This is a genomic window from Ruegeria sp. YTSC199, from assembly GCF_059609725.1.
The window spans coordinates 175,883-197,692 of sequence record NZ_JBXWMF010000003.1 but is presented as its reverse complement, the minus strand read 5'-3'; the positions used below and the strand labels follow the sequence as shown (position 1 = coordinate 197,692).

General features: G+C 59.4%; 21 protein-coding genes. 15 read left to right on the top strand and 6 right to left on the bottom strand.

Annotated elements, in window-relative coordinates:
• Window positions 1-11 precede the first annotated feature (11 nt).
• The 3 genes from AC2FEE_RS04075 (at window position 12) to AC2FEE_RS04065 (ending at window position 1,539) form a co-directional block, all read left to right on the top strand.
• Window positions 12-683 carry a D-lyxose/D-mannose family sugar isomerase gene (locus AC2FEE_RS04075; protein ID WP_496863225.1) on the top strand — a complete coding sequence of 224 codons (672 nt, stop codon included), beginning with the start codon at window positions 12-14 and terminating at the stop codon, window positions 681-683.
• Between the two features lie 114 nt (window positions 684-797).
• Window positions 798-1,055 carry a hypothetical protein gene (locus tag AC2FEE_RS04070; RefSeq protein WP_480591456.1) on the top strand — a complete coding sequence of 86 codons (258 nt, stop codon included), beginning with the start codon at window positions 798-800 and terminating at the stop codon, window positions 1,053-1,055.
• 10 nt (window positions 1,056-1,065) lie between these two features.
• On the top strand, window positions 1,066-1,539 hold the full coding sequence (locus AC2FEE_RS04065) for a hypothetical protein (RefSeq protein WP_496863224.1): 474 nt from the start codon (window positions 1,066-1,068) through the stop codon (window positions 1,537-1,539).
• Between the two features lie 6 nt (window positions 1,540-1,545).
• Here the strand turns inward: AC2FEE_RS04065 and AC2FEE_RS04060 are convergent, their stop codons facing one another.
• Genes AC2FEE_RS04060 through AC2FEE_RS04050 form a run of 3 tightly spaced genes read right to left on the bottom strand, consistent with a single transcriptional unit; the run spans window position 1,546 to window position 6,522 of the window.
• Complete coding sequence (locus AC2FEE_RS04060; protein ID WP_496863221.1) at window positions 1,546-2,715, bottom strand: acetate/propionate family kinase; 1,170 nt, start codon at window positions 2,713-2,715, stop codon at window positions 1,546-1,548.
• On the bottom strand, window positions 2,708-4,102 hold the full coding sequence (locus AC2FEE_RS04055) for a bifunctional enoyl-CoA hydratase/phosphate acetyltransferase (protein ID WP_496863219.1): 1,395 nt from the start codon (window positions 4,100-4,102) through the stop codon (window positions 2,708-2,710). The genes AC2FEE_RS04060 and AC2FEE_RS04055 overlap by 8 nt, the downstream gene beginning before the upstream one ends.
• Window positions 4,099-6,522 carry a DUF3141 domain-containing protein gene (locus tag AC2FEE_RS04050; protein ID WP_496863217.1) on the bottom strand — a complete coding sequence of 808 codons (2,424 nt, stop codon included), beginning with the start codon at window positions 6,520-6,522 and terminating at the stop codon, window positions 4,099-4,101. The genes AC2FEE_RS04055 and AC2FEE_RS04050 overlap by 4 nt, the downstream gene beginning before the upstream one ends.
• A gap of 425 nt (window positions 6,523-6,947) precedes the next feature.
• Here AC2FEE_RS04050 and napF point away from each other — a divergent pair, with 425 nt between their 5' ends.
• The 8 genes from napF to AC2FEE_RS04010 are packed head-to-tail and all read left to right on the top strand — an operon-like array spanning window position 6,948 to window position 13,453.
• Entirely contained in the window at window positions 6,948-7,463 is a 516-nt protein-coding gene (gene napF, locus AC2FEE_RS04045; protein WP_496863216.1) for a ferredoxin-type protein NapF, read from the top strand.
• On the top strand, window positions 7,460-7,753 hold the full coding sequence (locus tag AC2FEE_RS04040; RefSeq protein WP_496863214.1) for a chaperone NapD: 294 nt from the start codon (window positions 7,460-7,462) through the stop codon (window positions 7,751-7,753). Before napF ends, AC2FEE_RS04040 begins: the two co-directional genes overlap by 4 nt.
• On the top strand, window positions 7,750-10,242 hold the full coding sequence (napA, locus tag AC2FEE_RS04035) for a nitrate reductase catalytic subunit NapA (RefSeq protein ID WP_496863213.1): 2,493 nt from the start codon (window positions 7,750-7,752) through the stop codon (window positions 10,240-10,242). Before AC2FEE_RS04040 ends, napA begins: the two co-directional genes overlap by 4 nt.
• A 27-nt stretch (window positions 10,243-10,269) precedes the next feature.
• Entirely contained in the window at window positions 10,270-11,088 is an 819-nt protein-coding gene (gene napG, locus AC2FEE_RS04030) for a ferredoxin-type protein NapG (protein ID WP_496863211.1), read from the top strand.
• Window positions 11,085-12,002 carry a quinol dehydrogenase ferredoxin subunit NapH gene (gene napH / locus AC2FEE_RS04025; protein WP_496863210.1) on the top strand — a complete coding sequence of 306 codons (918 nt, stop codon included), beginning with the start codon at window positions 11,085-11,087 and terminating at the stop codon, window positions 12,000-12,002. Before napG ends, napH begins: the two co-directional genes overlap by 4 nt.
• 12 nt (window positions 12,003-12,014) lie before the next feature.
• Window positions 12,015-12,452, top strand: a complete 438-nt coding sequence (locus tag AC2FEE_RS04020) for a nitrate reductase cytochrome c-type subunit (RefSeq protein ID WP_496863209.1) — start codon at window positions 12,015-12,017, stop codon at window positions 12,450-12,452.
• Between the two features lie 29 nt (window positions 12,453-12,481).
• Complete coding sequence (locus AC2FEE_RS04015) at window positions 12,482-13,183, top strand: NapC/NirT family cytochrome c (protein ID WP_496863208.1); 702 nt, start codon at window positions 12,482-12,484, stop codon at window positions 13,181-13,183.
• Window positions 13,184-13,195: 12 nt separating this feature from the next.
• The gene (locus tag AC2FEE_RS04010; RefSeq protein WP_496863207.1) at window positions 13,196-13,453 is read left to right on the top strand and encodes a hypothetical protein; all 258 of its coding nucleotides are present in this window, start codon (window positions 13,196-13,198) and stop codon (window positions 13,451-13,453) included.
• Window positions 13,454-13,530: 77 nt separating this feature from the next.
• Here AC2FEE_RS04010 and curA read toward each other — a convergent pair whose 3' ends face one another.
• Window positions 13,531-14,565, bottom strand: a complete 1,035-nt coding sequence (gene curA / locus AC2FEE_RS04005; RefSeq protein WP_496863206.1) for an NADPH-dependent curcumin/dihydrocurcumin reductase — start codon at window positions 14,563-14,565, stop codon at window positions 13,531-13,533.
• Window positions 14,566-14,665: 100 nt separating this feature from the next.
• Window positions 14,666-15,583, bottom strand: coding sequence for a GlxA family transcriptional regulator (locus AC2FEE_RS04000; RefSeq protein ID WP_496863205.1), 918 nt, complete (start codon window positions 15,581-15,583; stop codon window positions 14,666-14,668).
• A 99-nt stretch (window positions 15,584-15,682) separates the two neighbouring features.
• On the opposite strand from AC2FEE_RS04000, the gene AC2FEE_RS03995 reads away from it, so the two are divergent.
• From AC2FEE_RS03995 to AC2FEE_RS03985, 3 genes are all read left to right on the top strand, one after another.
• Window positions 15,683-16,843, top strand: a complete 1,161-nt coding sequence (locus AC2FEE_RS03995; RefSeq protein WP_496863204.1) for an acyl-CoA dehydrogenase family protein — start codon at window positions 15,683-15,685, stop codon at window positions 16,841-16,843.
• A 103-nt stretch (window positions 16,844-16,946) separates the two neighbouring features.
• Window positions 16,947-18,962 carry an acetate--CoA ligase family protein gene (locus AC2FEE_RS03990; RefSeq protein WP_496863203.1) on the top strand — a complete coding sequence of 672 codons (2,016 nt, stop codon included), beginning with the start codon at window positions 16,947-16,949 and terminating at the stop codon, window positions 18,960-18,962.
• A gap of 3 nt (window positions 18,963-18,965) precedes the next feature.
• Window positions 18,966-19,745 carry a carnitinyl-CoA dehydratase gene (locus AC2FEE_RS03985; protein ID WP_496863201.1) on the top strand — a complete coding sequence of 260 codons (780 nt, stop codon included), beginning with the start codon at window positions 18,966-18,968 and terminating at the stop codon, window positions 19,743-19,745.
• A gap of 4 nt (window positions 19,746-19,749) precedes the next feature.
• Here the strand turns inward: AC2FEE_RS03985 and AC2FEE_RS03980 are convergent, their stop codons facing one another.
• Window positions 19,750-20,991 (bottom strand): acyl-CoA dehydrogenase family protein, encoded by a 1,242-nt coding sequence (locus tag AC2FEE_RS03980; protein WP_496863200.1) that lies wholly within the window; start codon window positions 20,989-20,991, stop codon window positions 19,750-19,752.
• Between the two features lie 210 nt (window positions 20,992-21,201).
• On the opposite strand from AC2FEE_RS03980, the gene AC2FEE_RS03975 reads away from it, so the two are divergent.
• The gene (locus AC2FEE_RS03975; RefSeq protein WP_496863199.1) at window positions 21,202-21,810 is read left to right on the top strand and encodes a GntR family transcriptional regulator; all 609 of its coding nucleotides are present in this window, start codon (window positions 21,202-21,204) and stop codon (window positions 21,808-21,810) included.

The window sequence follows — 21,810 nt, the reverse complement described above, 5'->3', positions numbered from 1 at the left end:
ACGAGACAGACATGAAACGATCCGACATCAATGCCATCAAGACCGAGGCCGAGGCCTTTATCCGATCGTTTGGCGCGGTGCTGCCGCCCTTTGCCAACTGGTCTCCGGACCAAATTCGCAGCGACAAGGCCGCCGGCATTCGCGAGCGCGGGTTGGGTTGGGATATTACCGATTATGGGCAGGGCCGCTTTGACGCGCTTGGCCTTTTCCTGTTCACCCTGCGCAACGGCGATGTGGGGGATTTAAACAGCGGCCGAGGCATGCTCTACGCCGAAAAGCTGCTGGTATCGCGCGACAAACAACTGTCACCGATGCACCGCCATATCGTCAAAGCCGAGGACATCATCAACCGGGGTGGCGGCGATCTGGTGATGGAGATTTATGCCTCGGACACCGAAGGCGGCATCGACCGAGATAACCCCGTTATCGTGCCCAGCGATGGCTGCCCGGTCACGATCAAACCCGGTGAGTTGCTGCGCTTGAAGCCGGGTGAAAGCGTCACTCTGATGCCCGGCATCTGGCACGCCTTCTGGGCGGAAAAGGGCGATTGTCTGATCGGAGAGGTCTCGACCGTCAATGACGACCGCACCGATAACGTGTTCGAAGACCCGATCCCCCGCTTTGCCACCATCGAGGAAGACGTAGCGCCCGATTTCCTGCTGGTCGCGGATTACTACGCTTAAGAATAGATAAGTTCCTTTTCTAAAATCGGAAAAGCGCATTAACATGGTCCACGAAACCGGGGGTGCGGTCGCCGACCTTACCGTGCGGGCATGACAACTGTGAGAGGACCGGCAATGGTCACGAAAGCCGAGCTTGAAGCCCAGGTCGCTGATCTACGTCGCCAATTGGACGAGCAAAAGGCGGCCAGCCAACAGGCACCCGAACCAGAGCCGCATGACACAGTGGCCGACAGGATTGCCGAGAATTTCGACAACTGGTCCGGTCAACTGGAGGAAGCCCTGACCGAACTGGAAGACCTGCCCCAAAAACGGCCTATACTGTTTGCCCTTGGCATTTTCACGCTTGGCTATTTGCTAGGCCGGTCCCGGTAGGAGCCCGATCATGAGCCGCATTTCCCGCAATATTTCGATCATTCTGCGCGCCGAACGACTGATCGCGCAACGCCATGTGGCGGTGGCCGTCCGTCGCACCGGGTTTTATGCTGCGGCGGGATTGGCGGTAGGATTGGCGGTCATCATGCTGAATGTAGCCGGGTTCTTCTGGCTGTCGGCAAGTCTGTCGAAACCGCTGGCGGCCCTGATCATTGCCGGCGCCAACCTGCTGCTGGCGCTGATCCTTGCCCTAGTGGCCAACACGCAGAACGCGCAGGCCGATACGACGGCGGCGGTGGAACTGCGCGACATGGCCTTGCAGGACATCGAGACCGAGATCAAAGACACCCTGTCCGAGGCGCGCGGGACCGTAGCGGGCCTCCGGCGCGATCCGCTGGGCGCGCTGACGCCCGATGTCGTCAGCGCGATCCTGGGCATGTTGGTCAGATACGCCCGGCAGCGGAAAAACAAGCCGGACCAATAGCGGCGTCTACATCATCTGTGCTGCGGCGCGGGCGATCACCATCTCTTCGTTCGTTGGGATCGTAAGGATTCGAACGCGGCTGAAGTCAGTCGACAGAACAGTTCCGCCATCGGCGTTTCTATTGTGGTCCATCTCGATCCCGATCCAGCGCATTCCCTCGCAAACTCTTTGTCGGATCTGAGCCGAGTTCTCACCAATCCCGCCTGTAAAGACCAAGGCATCCAGCCCTTCCAACGCAGCGGACAATGCCCCAAGTTCACGGCGAATACGGAATACGTAATAGTCGATCGCCCGACGCGCTTCGGGCGTTTCCGCAGCCAAAAGAGTGCGCATATCCGACGACATTCCCGACAGGCCAAGCAGACCAGACTTGCGATAGAGCATTTCGGCAATTTCATCCGCGCTCATACCCTCCTGCTGCATCATATAAAGCACGACACCTGGGTCCAACTGTCCGCTGCGGGTGCCCATCGGCAATCCGTCCAGCGCGGAGAAGCCCATGGTCGAGGCAAGCGCCCGCCCTCCAGAGACCGCACACATAGATGCCCCATTTCCCAGATGGGCGATAACCACGCGGCCGTCATACAGGCTCGGGGCAATTTCCTTCAGTTTCTGCGTGATGTAATCATAGCTCAGGCCATGAAACCCGTAACGGCGCACACCCTTGTCATAGTAGCTTTGTGGCAACGCGAAAGTGTCGTTGACCCACGGGTGTGTCCGGTGAAAGGCGGTGTCGAAACAGGCAACCTGAACCGTGTCGGGAAAGGCGGCGCTGGCCGCCTGAATACCGGCAAGGCTATAGGGTTGGTGCAGCGGGGCAAAGGGAACAAACTCGGCCAGTGTTTCAACAACTTTTCCGTCGATCCGCACGGGCTCGGAATAAACGGTTCCACCATGAACGACCCGGTGACCAATAGCGCGGATGTGAATGTCTGGAAGATACTCCCGTGCCATATCCAGAAAGGCCTGAATGGCGCCATCGTGCCCTTTGACATCGGTAAGCGGCTGGTTGATTGACCGCCCTCCAGAAGATTCTGCCAGCAGTCGAGGAGCATCCCCCAAGCGTTCAATCTGGCCATGCCACCGCATTCTTGGGCGGTTGCGCTCGCACAGTTCATACAGTCCAAATTTCAACGAAGAAGAACCGGCATTCAACGCCAGAACATGGTCAACCATGGATTTTACCTTTGTTCGCATGCGCATGCAGCGCAGCGACCGCACAAGAAGCCAGCCGCGATGCGTCATCATCCGCCCGAGATGTCAAAATGATCGGAACAGCAGCACCTACGACGATCCCCGCCGCCTCGGCATGTGAGATATAGGTCAGTTGCTTCGCTACCATGTTGCCTGCCTCAATATTCGGGGCCACCAGAATATCCGCCGCTCCGGCGACCTCGGAGGTAATGCCCTTGGTGCGCGCCGCGTTCAGATCAACCGCGTTGTCCATCGCCAGAGGGCCATCGACCAGACCGCCTGTGATCTGGCCGCGCTCGGCCATTTTCGACAGCAGTGCGGCATCCACAGACGAGGGCATATGCGGGTTGATCGTCTCAACCGCCGACAATACGCCAACTTTCGGCTTTTCGATCCCGATGGACTGCGCCAAATGGATCGCGTTCTGCACGATATCGGCCTTGGTTTCCAGGTCGGGGGCAATGTTGACCGCCGCATCCGTCACCATGATCGGCCGTGACATGCCCGGCACATCCATTACGAACACATGTGACAGGCGCCGCCCTGTCCGCAGCCCCCTGTCCCGACGCAACACCGCGCGCAGCAGCACATCTGTATGCAAATGCCCCTTCATCAAGGTCTGCGCCTTGCCTTCGACCACAAGGTCAACCGCGCGATGGGCAGCGATTTCATGGCTGTTGGCCTCGATGATTTCGATCCCCGACAGATCGGCACCCAGTTCGGTCGCAGCAGCGGCGATCTTGTCCGGGTCACCCAACAGGATCGGCGTGATGATGCCCTTGGCCTTGCCCAGCAGCGCACCCCCCAGCGAGTTCGGCTCTTCCGGGGCAACCACCGCGGTGGGCATCGGGTCCATCGGCTCGGCCCGTGCGATCAGCGCGTCGAAGTGACGGTGTCGCTGAACGATCAGGCCGGGCACCTCCACAGAGTCGAAGGTCATATGCTTGGCTGGCGGCGTCACCTGAACCTCGCCGCTGAGAATCAGAGCATTATCGCCAACGCGGCGCACTTCGGCGGCACACAGCAAATCACCATCCTCACGCTTTTCAATCACGGTGACAAAGGCAGTGACTTCGTCGCCTGCCACCACGGGAAGGTGAAAACACAGGTCGGCCCGGCGGGCTTGCGTTCCCGCACCGGGCAGGAAGTTGCCCAGAACCGCTGCGATCAGACCGGCTGGCCACAGGGCCGGGGCCACTGCCTCGGGGCGGCCGTCGCCATCACCGTCATAGCCCGCCAGATGCAACGGGTTGTGATCGCCCGATGCCGAAGCAAAAGCGTAAAGATCGTCGATCGTACACAGGCGCGTCACCTGCGCTTCATCCCCGACCTCCACCTGCGCGTAAGTGCGGTTTTCTTCTATCTTCATTGCGGCTTGGCCTTGTTCACTGCAGCAGCCTTGCGCGCCCGGGATCTGGGGGCGGGTTTGGCCGGGGCATCGGATTTCTTTTCGATCTCAGAAAGATCGAGTGTCTCGTACAAAGCCTGCGCCATCTCTACAAGCTCCGGCGAGGGGTTTGGTATGTCGCCCAGAACACGCTTGATCAAATCCACGGCCTGTTTTCTTTCAGACGTACGCGGCAGCAGATCGGGCAACGACTCCATCGCGCCTTTTTCATCAAAAGTCACGATCACGGTCTGTTCGTGAAGTATACGCTGACGTTGTTCGACAGTCAGAGTCTTGAAGGGGGCCTCATGTTTGAAAACATGCGCCCAGCGGTGCAAAATCTCGGCCCGGAAACTCTGATTGCTGGCACCCAGCAGCAGCAACAAGCGGATCACCGCCTCGGCCAAACCACCCTGTTTCATATGCGCCAGCGCGGCTTCAACCTGCGGCAAGGAACGCAGGGTTTCGGGATCGGGCAAGGTGCGGTGCGCCGCATTTTTCTTGCCGAACCAGGTCGCCAGCGGCCCGCCCCAGAGCGTAAAGAACGTTGACTCATACCACGCATCGCGCAGGTCCCGGTTCAGGTCCATAACCTGTTCGATCCAGTCGGCGGTCAGTTTCTCAAGCTCAAGGAACGGGTTATCCGGCGCGGCAGATTCGCGCTGTTCGCGCACCGTATCGGCCAGATGCTCCACGCCCTTCATCACAGGGTTCGCAGATGACATGGAGGCCCGCTGCACCCGCAAAGGATGTAGATCGCGCAGGGTTTTCGCCCCCATCGGCGTCGACAGGGACCGCACAACAGGACGCCCGAAGGTTTCATAGACGTTGGCCTGCACTTCGGACATATGAGCCACGGCGGCAAAGCTGGCTTCGTCCTCCTGCCCATCGTCCAGCGCGGCCACATCTTCCAGAGTACGGTCATAGAACCGAACCTCGAACCGTTTGTCCTGACCTTCTCCTTCTGTGTTCTCGATCACCATCTCATAGAGACCTGGCGCCATCGCTTCGACCGTTTCCAGGGTCGAGGCCAGCTCGGTATGCTCCTTGCGCGCCACTTTGGACGAAACGAAGATTCCAAGATGGCCGACCTCGTCATGCAGCATGTAGATGATCCGCTGCCCGCGCAGACGAATTTCCTCTTCGTCGGCATAAGTAGCGGCAATCCAGTTCAGCGCTTGCTGCGGTGGAGTGATGTTGTCGCCCTGGCTGGCGAAAACAAAGATCGGGCCCTTTATCGCCTTGATGTCCACCGGAACACCGGGCTCCAGCTGTGCGGTGTTCTTGACCAACCGGTTTCCGACAAACAACTGTTCGACGATCCAGTGGATTTCAGCCTCGTTCAGGATGAAATAGCCACCCCACCAGCGTTCGAAGTCGATGAAGCGTTTCCAGCCCGCTTCGGGGTTGCGATAAAGGTCAAAATACTTGCCGAAGTAATTTCGGCTGGGGTTCAGCTGTTCGAAGTTCATCACAAGATTGGCGCCGTCGAACCTGCCCGCGCCCAGATCGGACCACAGCATCGGTTGCCACGTGCCCCCCAGAACGCCGGCGTTGTAGCGCATGGGGTTCTCGCCCACCTCACCCGACCACGGCGCAATCGGCGCACCGTTCAGGATCAAGGGTCCAGTCAGGTCCGGGTTGCAGGCGGCCATCAGCAATGTCGCCCAACCACCCTGGCAGTTTCCGGTCACCACGGGCTGAGGGCTGTCGGGATGGCGCGCACACACGGTGCGCACAAACCCGGCCTCGGCGTGCATAACGTCGGCAAGGCTTTGGCCGGGCACCGGGTCTCGCCCAAAACTGACGAAATACACCGGATGGCCTTTCAACAGGCCAACACCCACCTGACTGTCCGGTTTGAAGCCCCCGATTCCACCGCCGTGACCCGCGCGCGGATCAATGATTATATAAGGGCGTTTCGTATCCACTACTGTCACGTCCTTGGGCGGCAGGATGCGCAGCAGTTGGTAATTGCAGGCGCGTTTCAGGGTCTTTCCGTCGACAATGACCTCGTAGTCATAAATCAGCACCGGGGGGCAGCCTGCAGCCTCATGCTCCAGAAACACATCGCCACGTTCGCGCAGCGCGTCCATGGTCAACACCACCCGCTGCGAGGCGTCTTTCAAATAGGTCGCCCAGTCTTTTGCCATGGATTGCGAACGCATAAAGCGCTGCGACACATCGGCAAATCCCTGAATCAGGTCTCGGGTGCGTTCCGAGTGAGTTTCGGCGATCTTTGTCGACTGCAACCGGGCAGATTTGGCCAGCAGGTGCCACTGCACCCCCGACTGTTCCAGCGCACGGGTCACAATATCAAACGTCCGATCCTGTACTGTGGCAGCATCCTGCGCCATCTCTGAACCCAGTTTCAGCGAGGTGTTCTGGACATTTGAAAACATGAGCCTCTTCCTTTCCCAGTCCGGTTTCAGGCGTTGACACCTTTCGCATTTGGCAGGTGATAGGAGATGCCGAAGACAACCGCTCTTTTTCCTTCAGCCCGCCCTTTCGTGCATTCTGCGGCGCAGCATACCGAGTTTCGATATGGGACTCAAATTCAATGCCGCAATGCCGCATAGCAAGAAAATGTAACAACAGCGCTTTGCCCCTCGGCATGCGGCATTCAGACGGGTTCTTCGCTAAAAACCGCTCCGACCCGTTGACCCATCCATTCCCCCGCAACCGCGGCGGCAATACTGAACAATCAAAGGTTTACAAAGCAACGAAAAATAAAGCGCTCGTTTATGATCTGGATCAAAATTCATCAGATTTAGAAACGCTATTGAGGTAACGTAGAAGAAGAATCAAACGCGAACAGTCCAGCCGTATGAGCCAGATGACGAGCCGTCGGGCGTTTCTAAGCGCCAGCATGTTCCGGGAGGACAGCAATACCGTACGCCCTCCGGGCTCGGTTGTGCCGGGCTTTGTGGATCAATGTTCCAAATGCGGTGACTGCGTAGAAGCTTGCCCCGAAAACGTGATTGCGATTGGCCAGGATGGTTTTCCGGTGTTTCAGCCCGAGGACGATCCCTGCACGTTTTGTGGCGATTGCGCCAAGGCCTGCCCGACGGATGCCCTGCAAATCGAACGCTTGGCCGACTGGCCATGGCGCGCGGCCATTCAGGATGCCTCGTGCCTGTCCATGACCGGTGTCAGTTGCCGCGTCTGTCAGGACAATTGCGAGCAGAATGCCATCCGGTTCAGGCCGCAACTGGGCGGGCGGGCCGAACCGTCGCTGGATACCGATACCTGCAACGGATGCGGCGCCTGCGTGGCGCTTTGCCCTGTCGATGCTGTCGCGCTTGAACGCCAGCCCCTAACTCAAACGGAAACGGTTCAATGAATATCTGCGGTTGCCTAGCACATGTCGCACAGGAACAGGCCGAAGCAGCGGCGCAAACGATGCGGGGCACGCCGGGCGTCGAAGTTCATGCCCAGGCAGAAGATGGCCGTTTCGTCATCGTTGTCGAAGACACGCCCGACCGCCTTGCGTCCGAAATCATCATGGATCTGCATCAGATCCCCGGAGTGATTTCACTGACGCTGACTTATCACCATTTCGAGGATCTCGCGGAAAGCGCTCCGCATCCCGAGGCCCCAAGCCAAACCACCAGCCGGAGGCTCACGCTATGACTACTTCAGAATCTCGCCGGACATTTCTCAAGGCCTCAGCGGCCGCTGCCACTGCGTCAGCTGCAGGCATCCCTCTGGCCACCGGTCAGGCCAATGCGCAAACCGGTGCCCCCGATATCCGCTGGGACAAGGCGGCCTGCCGGTTCTGCGGCACAGGCTGCTCGGTTTTGGTCGGCACAAAGGATGGCCGCGTTGTGGCAACCCAGGGCGACCCGGACGCGCCGGTCAACCGCGGCCTGAACTGCATCAAAGGCTATTTCCTGTCCAAGATCATGTACGGCAAGGACCGCCTGACGACGCCGCTGCTGCGTAAATCGAACGGCGTCTATGACAAGAATGGTGAATTCGAACCGGTCAGCTGGGACGAGGCCTTCGACGTTATGGCCGCGAAATGGAAAGAGGCGCTGGCCAAGAAAGGCCCTACCAGCGTTGGCATGTTCGGCTCTGGCCAGTGGACCGTCTGGGAAGGCTATGCCGCCGCCAAGATGATGAAGGCCGGGTTCCGTTCTAACAACATCGACCCGAACGCGCGACACTGCATGGCTTCGGCCGTAGTGGGCTTTATCCGCACCTTCGGCATCGACGAGCCGATGGGCTGCTATGACGACCTTGAGCACGCGGACACCTTCGTGCTCTGGGGCTCGAACATGGCCGAGATGCACCCGATTCTGTGGTCGCGCCTGACCGACACCCGCCTGACCAAGCCGGGCTGCGAGGTACATGTACTGTCGACTTTCGAACACCGCTCGTTCGAGCTGGCCGACAATGGCATGGTCTTCAACCCGCAGACCGACCTGGCGATCCTGAACTATATTGCCAACTACATCATCCAGACCGGCGCGGTGAACGAAGAGTTCGTCAAGAACCACGTCAACATCACCAAGACTGCCACCGATATTGGCTATGGCCTGCGCGACAGTCACCCGCTGCAGCAAGAGGCCGCCAACCCCAATGCCGGCAAGATGGAACCGATCAGCTTTGAAGAATATGCCAAAGCGGTCGAGCCCTACACGCTGGAATACACCGCGGAACTGTCGGGCGTGCCCGCGGACCGGCTGGAAAAACTGGCTAAGCAATATGCCGACCCGAACCGTAAGGTCATGAGCTTGTGGACCATGGGCTTCAACCAGCACACTCGCGGGTCCTGGGTGAACTCGCTGATGTACAACGTGCACCTGTTGGTGGGCAAGATTTCGGAACCGGGCAACTCGCCCTTCTCACTGACCGGTCAACCCTCGGCCTGCGGCACTGCGCGTGAGGTTGGCACCTTTGCCCACCGACTGCCTGCCGACATGGTCGTGATGAACGACAAGCACCGTGAAATCTGCGAGACCGCATGGAACGTGCCCGCGGGCACCATCCCCGCCAAGCCCGGTTTTCACGCGGTACTGCAGCACCGCAAACTAAAAGACGGCGACCTGAATGCCTATTGGGTGCAATGCACCAACAACATGCAGGCCGCGCCCAACATCAACGAGGAAGGCTATCCCGGCTATCGCAACCCGGAAAACTTCATCGCCGTATCCGATCCCTATCCGACAGTCACAGCCGTTTCCGCCGACCTGATCCTGCCCACCGCAATGTGGGTCGAAAAGGAAGGCGCCTATGGCAACGCCGAACGCCGCACCCAGTTCTGGCGGCAGCAGGTCAAAGCTCCGGGCGAGGCCAAGTCGGATGTCTGGCAGGTTATGGAATTCTCGAAACGCTTTACCGTAGAAGAAGTCTGGGGCGAAGAACTGCTGGCCACCATGCCAGAACATCGCGGCAAGACCATGTATGAGGTGCTGTTCGCCAATGGTGTGATCGACAAATACCCTCTGTCCGAGACCGCCGAAGGCTTTGACAACGACGAATCCGAGCATTTCGGCTATTACGTCCAGAAGGGCCTGTTCGAGGAATACGCCGAATTCGGGCGAGGCCATGCGCATGATCTGGCCCCGTTCGAAGCCTATCACGAGGCCCGCGGCCTGCGCTGGCCGGTCGTGGACGGGAAAGAGACACTCTATCGCTTCCGCGAAGGCTATGATCCCTATGTGCCCGAAGGCGCAGGCGTGAAGTTCTACGGCAAGAAGGACGGCAAGGCCAGCATCATCTTTGCCCCCTACGAGCCCGCCGCCGAAGAACCGGATGAGGAATTCGATCTGTGGCTGTGTACCGGTCGTGTGTTGGAACACTGGCATTCAGGCTCGATGACTCGCCGGGTACCGGAACTGCACCGTGCCTACCCGAACGCAGTCGTCTACATGCACCCGCAGGACGCCAAGGACCGGGGCCTGCGGCGCGGACAAGAGATCGTTCTGTCGACACGTCGTGGCGAGGTCACCAGCCGGGTCGAGACCCGCGGGCGCAACAAGGTACCGCGCGGTCTGGTCTTCATGCCGTGGTTCGACGAGCATCAGCTAACCAACAAGCTGACACTGGACGCAACCTGCCCGCTGTCGAAAGAGACCGACTTCAAGAAATGCGCGTGTAAGGTAGAACGCGCGTAACCGGGAAGGATCGCAAAGGTAATCCCCATGTCCCTGACCGATACTCCTCTCTCGCCGCAACGGCGCCGATTCCTGCAGGATTCGGCGCGCGCGGCAGGCGGCTGCGTGGTCGCCGGATCATTGCTGGCCTGGTGGGCCCGCGATGCCCGCGCGCTGCCGGCCGAGGCATTGCGCCCGCCCGGCGCGCTGCCGGAAGAGGAATTCCTGTCGGCCTGCATCCGCTGTGGGCTATGCGTGCGGGACTGCCCCTACGACACCTTGAAACTGGCCGAACTTGGGGTTGATGCCGTTGCGACCGGCACGCCCTATTTCACGGCGCGCGACGTGCCGTGTGAAATGTGCGACGACATACCCTGCGTCGCCGCCTGCCCCACCGGTGCACTGGATCCGGGGCTGGACAATATCGATGACGCAGAAATGGGCGTGGCGGTTCTGGTCGATCAGGAAAACTGCCTGAACTTCCTCGGGCTGCGCTGCGACGTGTGTTATCGTGTTTGCCCTGTCATTGATGAGGCAATCACGTTGGAAACCGCGCATAATGACCGCTCTGGTCACCATGCGATGTTCATTCCGACCGTCCATGCCGATCACTGCACCGGTTGCGGCATGTGTGAAAAAAGCTGCGTTCTGCCCGAAGCCGCGATCAAGGTTCTGCCCACAAGACTGGCGCGCGGCAGCAGTGCGGACCACTACCGCAAAGGCTGGGAAGAAAAAGAGACTCATGGCGGCCCCCTTGTGGACGGCCTCATCGACCTCCCCGACCGCCTACCGGGGCCGGGCACGGACAATCTTGCCACACCAGGCGGTTTCGCTCCCACCTATGATCTTCCGGGGGCAGGCCAATGAGCGCCCGTACGCACCTGCCGGTCGGACAGGAGGCCAAGGAAACCAAAGGTTGGATCGGCGCGCACCGTTATTTGCTGCTGCGCCGCACAAGTCAGCTGTTCTTCCTGGCCCTGTTCCTGTTGGGCCCCTGGTTCGGCATCTGGATCGTACAAGGCACACTGGCGGGATCGCTGACCCTTGGCGTGCTGCCTCTGACCGATCCTCTGGTTCTGTTGCAGAGCATCGTGGCCGGGCATTGGCCCGAACTGACAGCGCTGATCGGTGGAGTGATCGTACTGGTCGCCTATGCGCTGATCGGCGGCCGCGTCTATTGTTCCTGGGTCTGCCCGATCAACCCGGTGACCGACGCGGCAAACTGGCTGCACCGTCGGCTGGACCTGCCGAAAGGCTGGCAACCAAAACGCAACACCCGTCTTTGGGTTTTGGCGACGGTGCTGATCGTCTCAGGCCTGACCGGCGTGATTGCATGGGAGTTGGTCAACCCGATCACCATGCTGCACCGCGGGCTGATCTTTGGCGCCGGTTTCGTCTGGGCCCTGATCGCCGCGATTTTCATCTTCGATCTGGTCGTTGCGCGCCACGGCTGGTGCGGCCATATCTGCCCGGTCGGCGCCTTCTATAGCCTGATTGGCAGCAAAAGCCTGCTGCGCGTCAGCGCCGCCAATCGGACGGCGTGCGATGACTGCATGGATTGCTATGCGGTCTGCCCCGAAAACCAGATCATTTCCCCAGCATTAAAGGGCAAGCCCGGCACAACACCGCTGATCCTGTCGCCGGACTGCACCAATTGCGGCCGCTGCATCGATGTATGCGCCGTCGATGTCTTCAAATTTACTCACCGGTTCGACGACAACGTCGTCGCACCTTCCGATCCAGTTCCCGCGCCTGAACCGCGCGAAGCCAGACCTATCTAAGGGAGTGCCAAGATGAAAAAATCAATCGTGACAGGCGGAATTACCCTGATCCCCGTTTTGCTCCTGAGCGGGTTCGCCCTTGCCCAGTCAGCCCAAGTGGAAACCCTGCGCGGGGCGGAGGTGGATGAACCCATTCCCCTTGATCAGATTCACAAAAATGTCGAAGGGCGCATGCAGCGCAACTATCGCCAGCAACCGCCGCTGATCCCGCATTCGGTCGAACAATACCAGATCGACGTGCGCACCAATCAATGCTTGTCATGCCATGACTGGACCAAAGCCGGTGACCGAAACGCGCCAACTCTTTCGATGACCCACTATCTGGATCGCGACGGCAACGAGTTGGACCAAGTCGCAGGAACCCGGTATTTCTGCAACCAGTGCCACGTGCCTCAGGCGGATGCTCCTGCGTTGGTCGACAACGTGTTTGAACCCTCGTCCGGCAACTAATCCAACGCAAGTCTGAAAGGAGCACCAACATGGCAGACTCCCCTGAAAAACGCGGATGGATAGGCCGCATCTGGAACGTAATCTGGACACCGGCTGTCATGTTCAGCTCGGGCTTTTTGGTCTTGGCAGGTTTTCTGGCCGGTATCCTGTTCTGGGGCGGGTTCCACTGGACACTGGAACTGACCAATACCGAGGAATTCTGTACCTCGTGCCATACAATGGAAACAAACCTGGGCGAATATCGCGAGACGATCCACTACAACAACCACTCGGGCGTGCGCGCGATCTGCTCCGACTGCCACGTGCCACATGAGTGGAACCACAAAATCAAGGCCAAGATCATGGCCGTCAAGGACGTCTATCACGAGCTGGCGGGCACTATCAGCACGCCCGAGAAATACGAAGAGCACCGGTTGAGCATGGCCTCTGCCGTCTGGAAAAAGATGAAAGCGTCAGACAGCCGCGAATGCCGCAACTGTCACAACTTCGACTACATGGACTTTACCATCCAGGAAACCCGTGCTGCGTCTGAACACCAGCGCGCGATCGACAACAACATGACCTGCATCGACTGCCACCAGGGCATCGCACACACCCTGCCGCCGAACTACCTTGAAACCTATCAGGAGATCACCGAAGAGTTGGCCGGCGAGCCCTCGGGCAAGCTGCAGCACCAGGTGGCGGATGGCAGCGCTGAAATCCGGTCATTCCTGACCAATCGGGCGGAATAAGAGGGGCAAGATATGCTGGAACTTCTGGGAACAATCGGCGCCAATGTCATCAGCCTGCCGGGTATTCTGGGACTTGCGTTGGGGATGATGACACGGCGCGTGTGGCTGGGCGGTCTGATGGGTGGCGCGGTTGGCGTTATGGAAACGCTTGTCTTTGCCCATTGGAACTTTGCCAATGTCGAAACGATCGAGCTATTGATTGCGGTTGTCGTCGGTCTGTGCGCGGGTTCGCTGGGCTCAGCCATCCGCATCAAGGGCACAACAGCGTAAATGCTCGGCCCTTTTCAATGTTCACCCGGCGCCTAGCGCCGGGTGAACGTATTTCTGGGGGTGGATGTCACGCCCTGTCACGCCCCTACATTGACCACCATTTTACCGAAATTTCCGCCGCTCAGCAGTTGGTTCAGCGCATCCGGCGCATTTTCCAAGCCATCGACCATGTGTTCCTTGTACTGGATCGATCCATCGGCAATCCAACCGGTCATGTCACGCCGGAATTCCTCATAAACTTCGCGTGTGAAGCTGTCGAAAATGATGAAACCTTGCATTTTTACCTTCATGCGCAGCAGCGTGCCCATGATTGCCGGACCCATGTCCGGCCCATCGGGCAATCCGGGCAGGTTGTACCAGGCAACGACACCGCAGACCGGGACCCGCGCAAAGGGATTCAGCAGCGGCAGCACCGCATACAAGACCTTACCGCCAACATTTTCGAAATAGACGTCAATTCCATCCGGGCAGGCCTGTTTCAAATGCTCGGCGAAATCCGGCGCTTTGTGATCGACACAGGCGTCAAACCCCAGATTTTCAACGATATGCGCGCATTTCTTCGCACCACCGGCGACACCCACAACCCGGCATCCTTTGAGCTTTGCGATTTGTCCGACAGTCGCCCCGACCGGACCCGCAGCAGCTGCAACCACCACGGTTTCACCCGGCTTCGGCTCACCGATTTTCAACAGGCCAGCATACGCGGTGTAACCGGGCATCCCGAGGATACCCAAAGCCCAGGACGGGTTTTGCGGAGATTTGCCAAGGTTCATCACTTCGGTCCCGTCAGAAATCGCATAGTCCTGCCATCCACTACCGGACAGGACATAATCCCCGGTCTCAAACCCCTCCAAATTCGAAGTCACGACCTGCCCCACGACCTGCGCGGTCATGACGCCGCCAATGGCCACAGGTTCTGCATATGATTTCGCATCGTTCATACGCCCGCGCATGTAGGGGTCCAGAGACAGGTACACAGTACGCACCAGCATCTCATTCGGTCCGGGGCTCGGAACCTCGGTCGTGGTGATGCGCGTCGTGTTTTCATCCGGCTGGCCGCTGGGGCGTTCATTCAAAACGATCTGACGGTTGACGTCTGGGGATTGCGCCATTTCATGTCTCCTTTGTTTGGTCTCGTTCTGCGACCTGGGTTTGCTTTGACACTGTGCAGAAAGCTCTCGGGCTCGCAATGCAATACAACCTGCCCCTGGCTCAACGGCCGCTACGGAACGCGGTTGGCGTCTGACCGAATTCCGCCTTGAACGCCCGGGTCATGGCGCTGGCGTTCTCATAACCGCAGCGGCCGGCGATTTCCGCAATGGACTGTTCCGTCTCTTCAGCCAGTTTACGCGCAAGGTTCAGGCGCAAGCGACGGTACAGCGCCTGTGGTGTGGTTTTCAGTTCCGACTGTATCCGCATCTCGATCCGCTTTTGCGAGCATCCGATCTTGCGAGCGACCTCTTTGATCGGCAGAGGCATTTCCAAGTTTGCCTGCATCACCGTCAGAGCCCGGTTGACCAAAGTGTCTTCGGATTTCAGCGGTAGCGCATAGTGATCCGCGCCGCGCCGGCTCATCAGCAGATGCGCAACCTCCATCGACAGCAGTGGCCCGTGATCGCGGCGAATAAGGGCCAAGGCCAGATCAAACGCCGCCATCGCCCCGGAACAGGTCAACCGATTGCCGTCAATGACATACCGCTCCTGGACCGCGTTGACCGACGGAAATGACTCTTCGAACCGGGCCAGTTCATCCCAGTGTATTGTCGCCCGGTGATCGCTCAGTAACCCGGCCCGGGCCAACAGCCAGCTGCCGGTGTCCAAACCCGCCAGCTGCTTGTGTTTTCCCGCAGCCGACAGCACTGCGCGAATGGTGTCACGCGTGTCCAACTCGAGAAAACCATAAGATGGCATGACTACCAGAACATCTCCGCGCTGATCACTCAGGGCCCCATTCGGTGTGACGACAAGACCGCTGGAGCTTTCAACCGGCCCTCCATCAATCGAACAGAAGCACCACGCATACAGACTCTGCCGCGACAGAGTGTTAGCCGCGCGCAAAGGTTCGACCATGTTGGCAAGGCAGTGGTTCGAGAATCCGTCGAAAATCAGAATGTTATATTGGCGGGTCAAATTTTTTCCAATCCTGCACAAATCTGGGCCAATTCTGCATGTCGTGACACTGCGCAATGCCGTTTCCTGCGTCAATCACCTATCTAAGGAACACGCGCCATGCAGTTTGGTCTGTCAGAAGAACAGGAAATGATCGTTTCGACTGTGCGCAGCTTCGTCGAAAACGAAATCTACCCGCACGAGGCTGAGGTTGAACGCACCGGTCAGGTCCCGCATGAGCTAGGAGAGCAAATCAAGCAGAAGTGTATCGATCTGGGCTTTTACGCCTGCAACTTCCCAGAAGAGGTCGGCGGTGCCGGTCTGTCGCATCTCGATTTCACTCTGGTCGAACGTGAACTGGGCCGTGGATCGATGGCGTTAACGCACTTCTTTGGCCGTCCGCAGAATATCCTGATGGCCTGCAACGACGAACAGCGTGAACGCTATCTGCTGCCCGCCGTACGTGGCGAGAAAATGGACGCGCTGGCGATGACCGAGCCGGACGCGGGTTCGGACGTGCGCGGCATGAAATGCCAGGCCGTGCGCGATGGTGGTGACTGGGTCGTCAATGGATCGAAACACTTCATCTCGGGCGCGGAACACGCGGATTTCTTCATCGTTTTCATCGCCACCGGTGTAGATGAGACCCCAAAAGGCCCGAAAAAGCGCATCACCACGTTTCTGGTAGATCGCGGCACCCCGGGCTTTGAAGTCAAGGAAGGTTACAACTCGGTCAGCCACAAGGGCTACAAGAACTACATCCTGTATTTCGACAATTGCCGCCTGCCCGACGCACAGGTCCTGGGCAAGGTCGATGGCGGCTTTGCCGTGATGAACGAATGGCTCTACGCGACCCGCCTGACGGTTGCGGCTTTCTCGGTTGGTCGTGCGCGTCGTTGCTTTGACTATGCTCTGAACTATGCCGCCGAGCGCAAACAGTTCGGTCAACCCATCGGCAAGTTCCAGGGTATCGGCTTCCAGATCGCAGACATGATCACCGAGATCGACGCCGCCGACTGGCTGACCCTGTCCGCCGCATGGCGTCTGGACGAGAACCTGCCATCAAACCGCGAGATCGCCTCGGCCAAGCTGAATGCCTCGGAAATGCTGGCGCGGGTCACCGACACGACTCTGCAAATCTATGGTGGCATGGGCCTGATGGATGACTTCCCGATCGAGCGTTTCTGGCGTGATGCCCGCGTTGAGCGCATCTGGGATGGCACCAGCGAGATTCAACGTCACATCATCAGCCGCGATCTTCTCCGTCCTCTCGGCGCTTAAGACCACACCCCGGCTGTGAGTTGGTTCTGGCAGGTTACCCGCTCATCCTGTCCTCACCCTCTCACCGCCGGGGGCACTTTCAACGACACGATCAGGATCGTCGATGAACAAAGATCTTACCCGGCTATTGCGCCCGAAAACCATTGCTGTCATTGGCGGCGGCGCCTGGTGCCAACAGGTTATTCTGCAATCGGAACGCATGGGTTATGGGGGTCAAATCTGGCCAGTGCATCCCAAGGCCGCGGAAATCGCGGGCCATTCGGTATATGGGCACCTCGAAGACCTGCCCGAAGCTCCAGACGCGGTGTTCATCGGCATCAACCGCCACGCCACGATCGAGGCGGTGCACATCCTGTCCAGCATGGGCGCCGGTGGCGCGGTGTGCTTTGCCTCGGGCTTCTCCGAGGCGGCAGCCGAGGATGACACCAGCGGAGACCTGCAGGATCAACTGATCGCCGCCGCAGGTGACATGCCCATTCTGGGGCCGAACTGCTATGGCTTTATCAATGCGCTGGACGGCGCGCTTCTGTGGCCGGACCAGCACGGGTCGAAACCTGTGGAAAAGGGCGTTGCGATCCTGACGCAAAGCTCGAACATCTCGATCAACCTGACCATGCAGAAACGTGGGCTACCGATCGCCTATATGGTGACCTGCGGGAACATGGCGCAGTCCAGCCAGGCCGAGATCGCCTCGGCCCTGATCGACGATCCGCGGGTGACCGCCGTGGGCCTGCATATCGAAGGCTTCAAGGACATCCGCGAGTGGGAAGCGCTTGCCACCAAAGCCTATACCAAAGGCATCCCGCTGGTGGCGCTCAAGGTCGGTGCCTCGGAACAGGCACAGGCGGCAACTGTTTCACACACCGCTTCACTGGCCGGCAGCGATGCCGGGGCTCAGGCTTTGTTGGAACGTCTGGGCATCCCGCGCCTGTCGGCCCTGCCCGATTTCTTGGAAACGCTGAAACTGCTGCATTGCTATGGGCCTTTGCCGGGCGGCAACATCGCTTCGATCAGCTGTTCCGGGGGCGAGGCCAGCCTGATCGCGGATATGGCCGTGGGCACCGGCCTGACTTTCCCACGCCTGACCGAGGATAAGAAAGCCCATCTTCGTAATGCGCTCGGCCCAATGGTCGCGCTGAATAACCCCTTGGATTATCACACCTATATTTGGCGCGATGAAGAAGCGATGACCAAGGCTTGGTCTGGAATGACAGGCGACGATATCGATTTGACCTTCTCGATCATCGACTATCCAACCACCGATCCGACCGACTGGGCCTGTGCCTCGCGCGCGGCGATGAAAGTGCGCGCGGAAACCGGCGCTCGGTTCGCGATTGCCGCGACATTGCCGGAGCTTCTGCCCGAGGATGTCGCGCAAGAGCTTATGGTAGGTGGTGTTGTGCCCTTGATGGGGCTGCGCGAAGCGCTGGCCGCCACCCGCGCGGCGGCTCAGATTGCGGCACCCTCCGATCATCCGGTCTGGCTGCCGGGCACCGCCGAGGCCGACCGAACCCTGACCGAGGGCGAAGCCAAACGGGCTCTGGCCGATTGCGGGCTGGGCATTCCGCAAAACCGCACGGTCAGCGGTGTAGACGAAGCCAATACTGCAGCGCAGCAAATGGAGGCTCCATTTGCTGTGAAAGGCGTAGGTCTTGCACATAAATCCGAACATTCCGCGGTTCGGCTGGGTGTGAAAGCCGAAGACGTGGCAGATGTTGCCGCCGAAATCGGAACCAACGAGATCCTCGTCGAAGAGATGATCACCGGAACCGTCGCCGAACTGCTGGTCGGTGTGGTCCGCGACCCGGCGCATGGCTTCGTGCTGACTCTGGGCGCGGGCGGTGTCCTGACCGAGGTTCTGCGCGACACCGCATCCCTGTTGGTGCCCAGCTCGCCGGACGACATCCGTGCCGCCCTTGGCAAGCTGAAGATCGCGCCGCTGCTGGCGGGCTATCGCGGCCAACCGGCGGCTGATATGGATGCGATCATCACCGCGATTGAGGCCGTTCAGGCCTATGTCATGCAAAATGCCGACACGCTTGGCGAGGTCGAGATTAACCCGCTCCTCTGCACGCCCGACAAGGCCGTTGCGGTGGATGCCCTCATCAGAAAGGCCTGAGATATGGACCCGATCAAAACCCGCCGCGAAGAGGCGATCCTTGAGGTGACGCTGGACCGGCCCAAAGCCAATGCCATCGATCTGGTCACCAGCCGCAGAATGGGCGAAGTCTTTGCCGAATTTCGCGACGATCCTGAACTGCGCGTGGCCATCCTGACCGGCGCGGGCGAAAAATTCTTCTGCCCTGGCTGGGACCTGAAAGCCGCCGCTGGCGGTGACGCGGTTGATGGCGACTATGGTGTAGGTGGCTTTGGCGGCCTGCAGGAATTGCGCGATCTGAACAAGCCGGTGATTGCCGCGGTTAACGGCATCGCCTGCGGAGGCGGACTGGAACTTGCGATCTCGGCCGACATGATCCTGGCCGCAGAACACGCTACCTTCGCCCTGCCGGAAATCCGATCAGGTACCGTTGCCGATGCGGCCAGCGTCAAGCTGCCCAAGCGCATTCCCTACCACGTCGCCATGGAGCTGCTGCTGACCGGCCGTTGGTTCGATGCCGAGGAGGCCAAGGGCTGGGGTCTGCTGAATGAAATCGTCGCCGCCGATCAGCTGATGGACCGCGCCTGGGAACTGGCCCGCCTGCTGGCCTCGGGCCCGCCGCTGGTCTACGCAGCGATCAAAGAGGTCGTGCGCGACGCAGAAGACAGCAAGTTTCAGGACGCGATGAACCGCATTACCAAACGCCAACTACGCACCGTGGACGTTCTTTACGCCAGCGAGGATCAGCTGGAAGGCGCACGCGCCTTTGCAGAAAAACGCGACCCGGTCTGGAAGGGCAAATAAAAGGTCACCGCTTCGGCGGTGTTAGCCACTGCGCTGACATGCCGAAGTTCGACTCTTTCAGCTCTTGTTTTGCGATGGCCTGCAGATGTACCTCATCCGGGCCATCCGCATAACGCAGAGCCCGCGCCCAAGTGTAACTATCGGCCAGCGGCGTATCCGGCGTCATGCCCATGGCGCCAAAGACCTGCATCGCGCGGTCGGTCACGGTGGCGTGCACATTGGGCGCCACCACCTTGATCAATGAAATCTCACGCCGTGCCGCCTTGGCGCCGACCTGATCAATTTTCCACGCCGCCTGCAGGGTCAGCAACCGCGCCTGATCAATCTCAAGCCGCGATTTCGCGATCCATTCCCGGATCACACCCTGCTCCGAAAGCTGTTTGCCGAAGGTTTTGCGCTCCTGCGCGCGCTCGACCATCAGCGACAATGCCATCTCGGCCGCGCCAACCGAGCGCATGCAATGATGGATACGCCCCGGCCCCAGCCGCGCCTGCGCCAGAGCGAAACCGCTGCCTTCTTCCCCCAACAGATTACTGGCAGGTACGCGCACATCCTTGAAGACCAGCTCGGCATGGCCTTCAGGATCGTGCATGTTCAGGATCGTAAGGTTGCGCACGATCTCAAGACCGGGCGTGTCCTTGGGCACGATCACCATGCTCTGCTGTTTGTGTCGGTCTGCATTCGGATCGGTCTTGCCCATTAATATGAACATCCTGGTATTCGGATGACAGGCATTGGTGATGAACCACTTTCGACCATTGATGACATACTCTTCGCCCTCACGCCGGATCGAGGTGGTGATATTGGTCGCGTCAGAGCTGGCTACATCCGGTTCGGTCATCGCAAAGGCCGAGCGGATTTCGCCATTCAGCAACGGGATCAGCCATTCCTCGCGCTGTTCGGGCGTGGCAAACATGTGCAGCATTTCCATGTTGCCAGTGTCCGGCGCGCTGCAATTGAACACTTCGGACGACCACGTCACCTGTCCCATCAACTCGGCCAGCGGGGCATATTCAAGATTGGTCAGCCGCGTGCCGGGTTCATCGTCGCGCAAAGACGGCAGGAACAGGTTCCACAGCCCCTCGGCCCGGGCCAGCGCCTTGAGGTCCTCCATGAAGGAGACTGGGAAAATGCCTGCCTCGATCTCTTCCTTGTGGTCGCGGATGCGCGGATAGATATGCGCCTCCATAAAGCGTTTCAGCCGGTCGTGGAATTCCACAGCGCGAGGCGACGGGGCAAAATCCATGGTGATCCCTTTTCAGACTGTTGCGGCGGAACATACACCGTACCCTAGCTGCGCGATCTGCGTTTGTGAAACCTGCTTGCCGGGTCTCAGCCGCAAATGCCGTGAGGTCACTCCGGTTAACGCGAAAACCAGCTCCGGCACAGCTCTGTTGCTCAACCCTTTGCATGGCGATATGCGTCTGTTCAGGAATACCAGCGAACCGGAGGTCAGGTGTCCGAGCAGCAGATCAAGAAATCGGATGACATTGCCGACAAGCTGTCGACGCGGATTGTACAGGGGGCACTGAAGCCCGGTGAAAAGCTGCGGCAGGACCTGATTGCCCGAGAGTTCGGGGTCAGCCAGGTAACCGTGCGCGAAGCTCTTTTGAACCTTGCCTCAAAGGGGCTGACGGTTGCCGTGCCACGCCGGGGGATGTGTGTGGCGCCAATGGATCAGAACGCCATTCAAGAGCTTCGGGTGATGCGGCGCGCTCTGGAACCGGTCGCGTTGCTGCATTCCGTCCCCAACCTGACAACCAACCAGATCGCGCGGATCGAACAGGTTCACGAAGACTGCGACAGCGCCACAACCGCCGATGACTGGGAGGACGCCAATCAGCGCTTTCACATGGCCGTCATCGCCGCCTGCAACATGCCGCGCATGATCGCCGAGATCAGAAACCTACAAGTGCTGTATGCGTGGCATTTCAACAATCTGCACACCGCCAAATGGCGTCAGCGCGCAGACCCGGATCATGCGGCCATTCTGGCCGCCATCAAGGATCGCGACGCGGCCAAGGCCCATTCGGTAATGCAGCGCCACCTGACAAGATTGGCCTAG

Coding starts and splice junctions, on each gene's coding strand:
- AC2FEE_RS04055 (WP_496863219.1), bottom strand. CDS start 4,102: ATGAAGATAGAAGAAAACCGCACTTACGCGCAGGTGGAGGTCGGGGAT.
- AC2FEE_RS04065 (WP_496863224.1), top strand. CDS start 1,066: ATGAGCCGCATTTCCCGCAATATTTCGATCATTCTGCGCGCCGAACGA.
- AC2FEE_RS04040 (WP_496863214.1), top strand. CDS start 7,460: ATGAATATCTGCGGTTGCCTAGCACATGTCGCACAGGAACAGGCCGAA.
- AC2FEE_RS03985 (WP_496863201.1), top strand. CDS start 18,966: ATGGACCCGATCAAAACCCGCCGCGAAGAGGCGATCCTTGAGGTGACG.
- AC2FEE_RS04075 (WP_496863225.1), top strand. CDS start 12: ATGAAACGATCCGACATCAATGCCATCAAGACCGAGGCCGAGGCCTTT.
- AC2FEE_RS04020 (WP_496863209.1), top strand. CDS start 12,015: ATGAAAAAATCAATCGTGACAGGCGGAATTACCCTGATCCCCGTTTTG.
- AC2FEE_RS04070 (WP_480591456.1), top strand. CDS start 798: ATGGTCACGAAAGCCGAGCTTGAAGCCCAGGTCGCTGATCTACGTCGC.
- AC2FEE_RS04060 (WP_496863221.1), bottom strand. CDS start 2,715: ATGGTTGACCATGTTCTGGCGTTGAATGCCGGTTCTTCTTCGTTGAAA.
- napF (WP_496863216.1), top strand. CDS start 6,948: ATGAGCCAGATGACGAGCCGTCGGGCGTTTCTAAGCGCCAGCATGTTC.
- AC2FEE_RS04015 (WP_496863208.1), top strand. CDS start 12,482: ATGGCAGACTCCCCTGAAAAACGCGGATGGATAGGCCGCATCTGGAAC.
- AC2FEE_RS03995 (WP_496863204.1), top strand. CDS start 15,683: ATGCAGTTTGGTCTGTCAGAAGAACAGGAAATGATCGTTTCGACTGTG.
- napG (WP_496863211.1), top strand. CDS start 10,270: ATGTCCCTGACCGATACTCCTCTCTCGCCGCAACGGCGCCGATTCCTG.
- AC2FEE_RS04050 (WP_496863217.1), bottom strand. CDS start 6,522: ATGTTTTCAAATGTCCAGAACACCTCGCTGAAACTGGGTTCAGAGATG.
- AC2FEE_RS03990 (WP_496863203.1), top strand. CDS start 16,947: ATGAACAAAGATCTTACCCGGCTATTGCGCCCGAAAACCATTGCTGTC.
- napA (WP_496863213.1), top strand. CDS start 7,750: ATGACTACTTCAGAATCTCGCCGGACATTTCTCAAGGCCTCAGCGGCC.
- AC2FEE_RS04010 (WP_496863207.1), top strand. CDS start 13,196: ATGCTGGAACTTCTGGGAACAATCGGCGCCAATGTCATCAGCCTGCCG.
- curA (WP_496863206.1), bottom strand. CDS start 14,565: ATGGCGCAATCCCCAGACGTCAACCGTCAGATCGTTTTGAATGAACGC.
- napH (WP_496863210.1), top strand. CDS start 11,085: ATGAGCGCCCGTACGCACCTGCCGGTCGGACAGGAGGCCAAGGAAACC.
- AC2FEE_RS03980 (WP_496863200.1), bottom strand. CDS start 20,991: ATGGATTTTGCCCCGTCGCCTCGCGCTGTGGAATTCCACGACCGGCTG.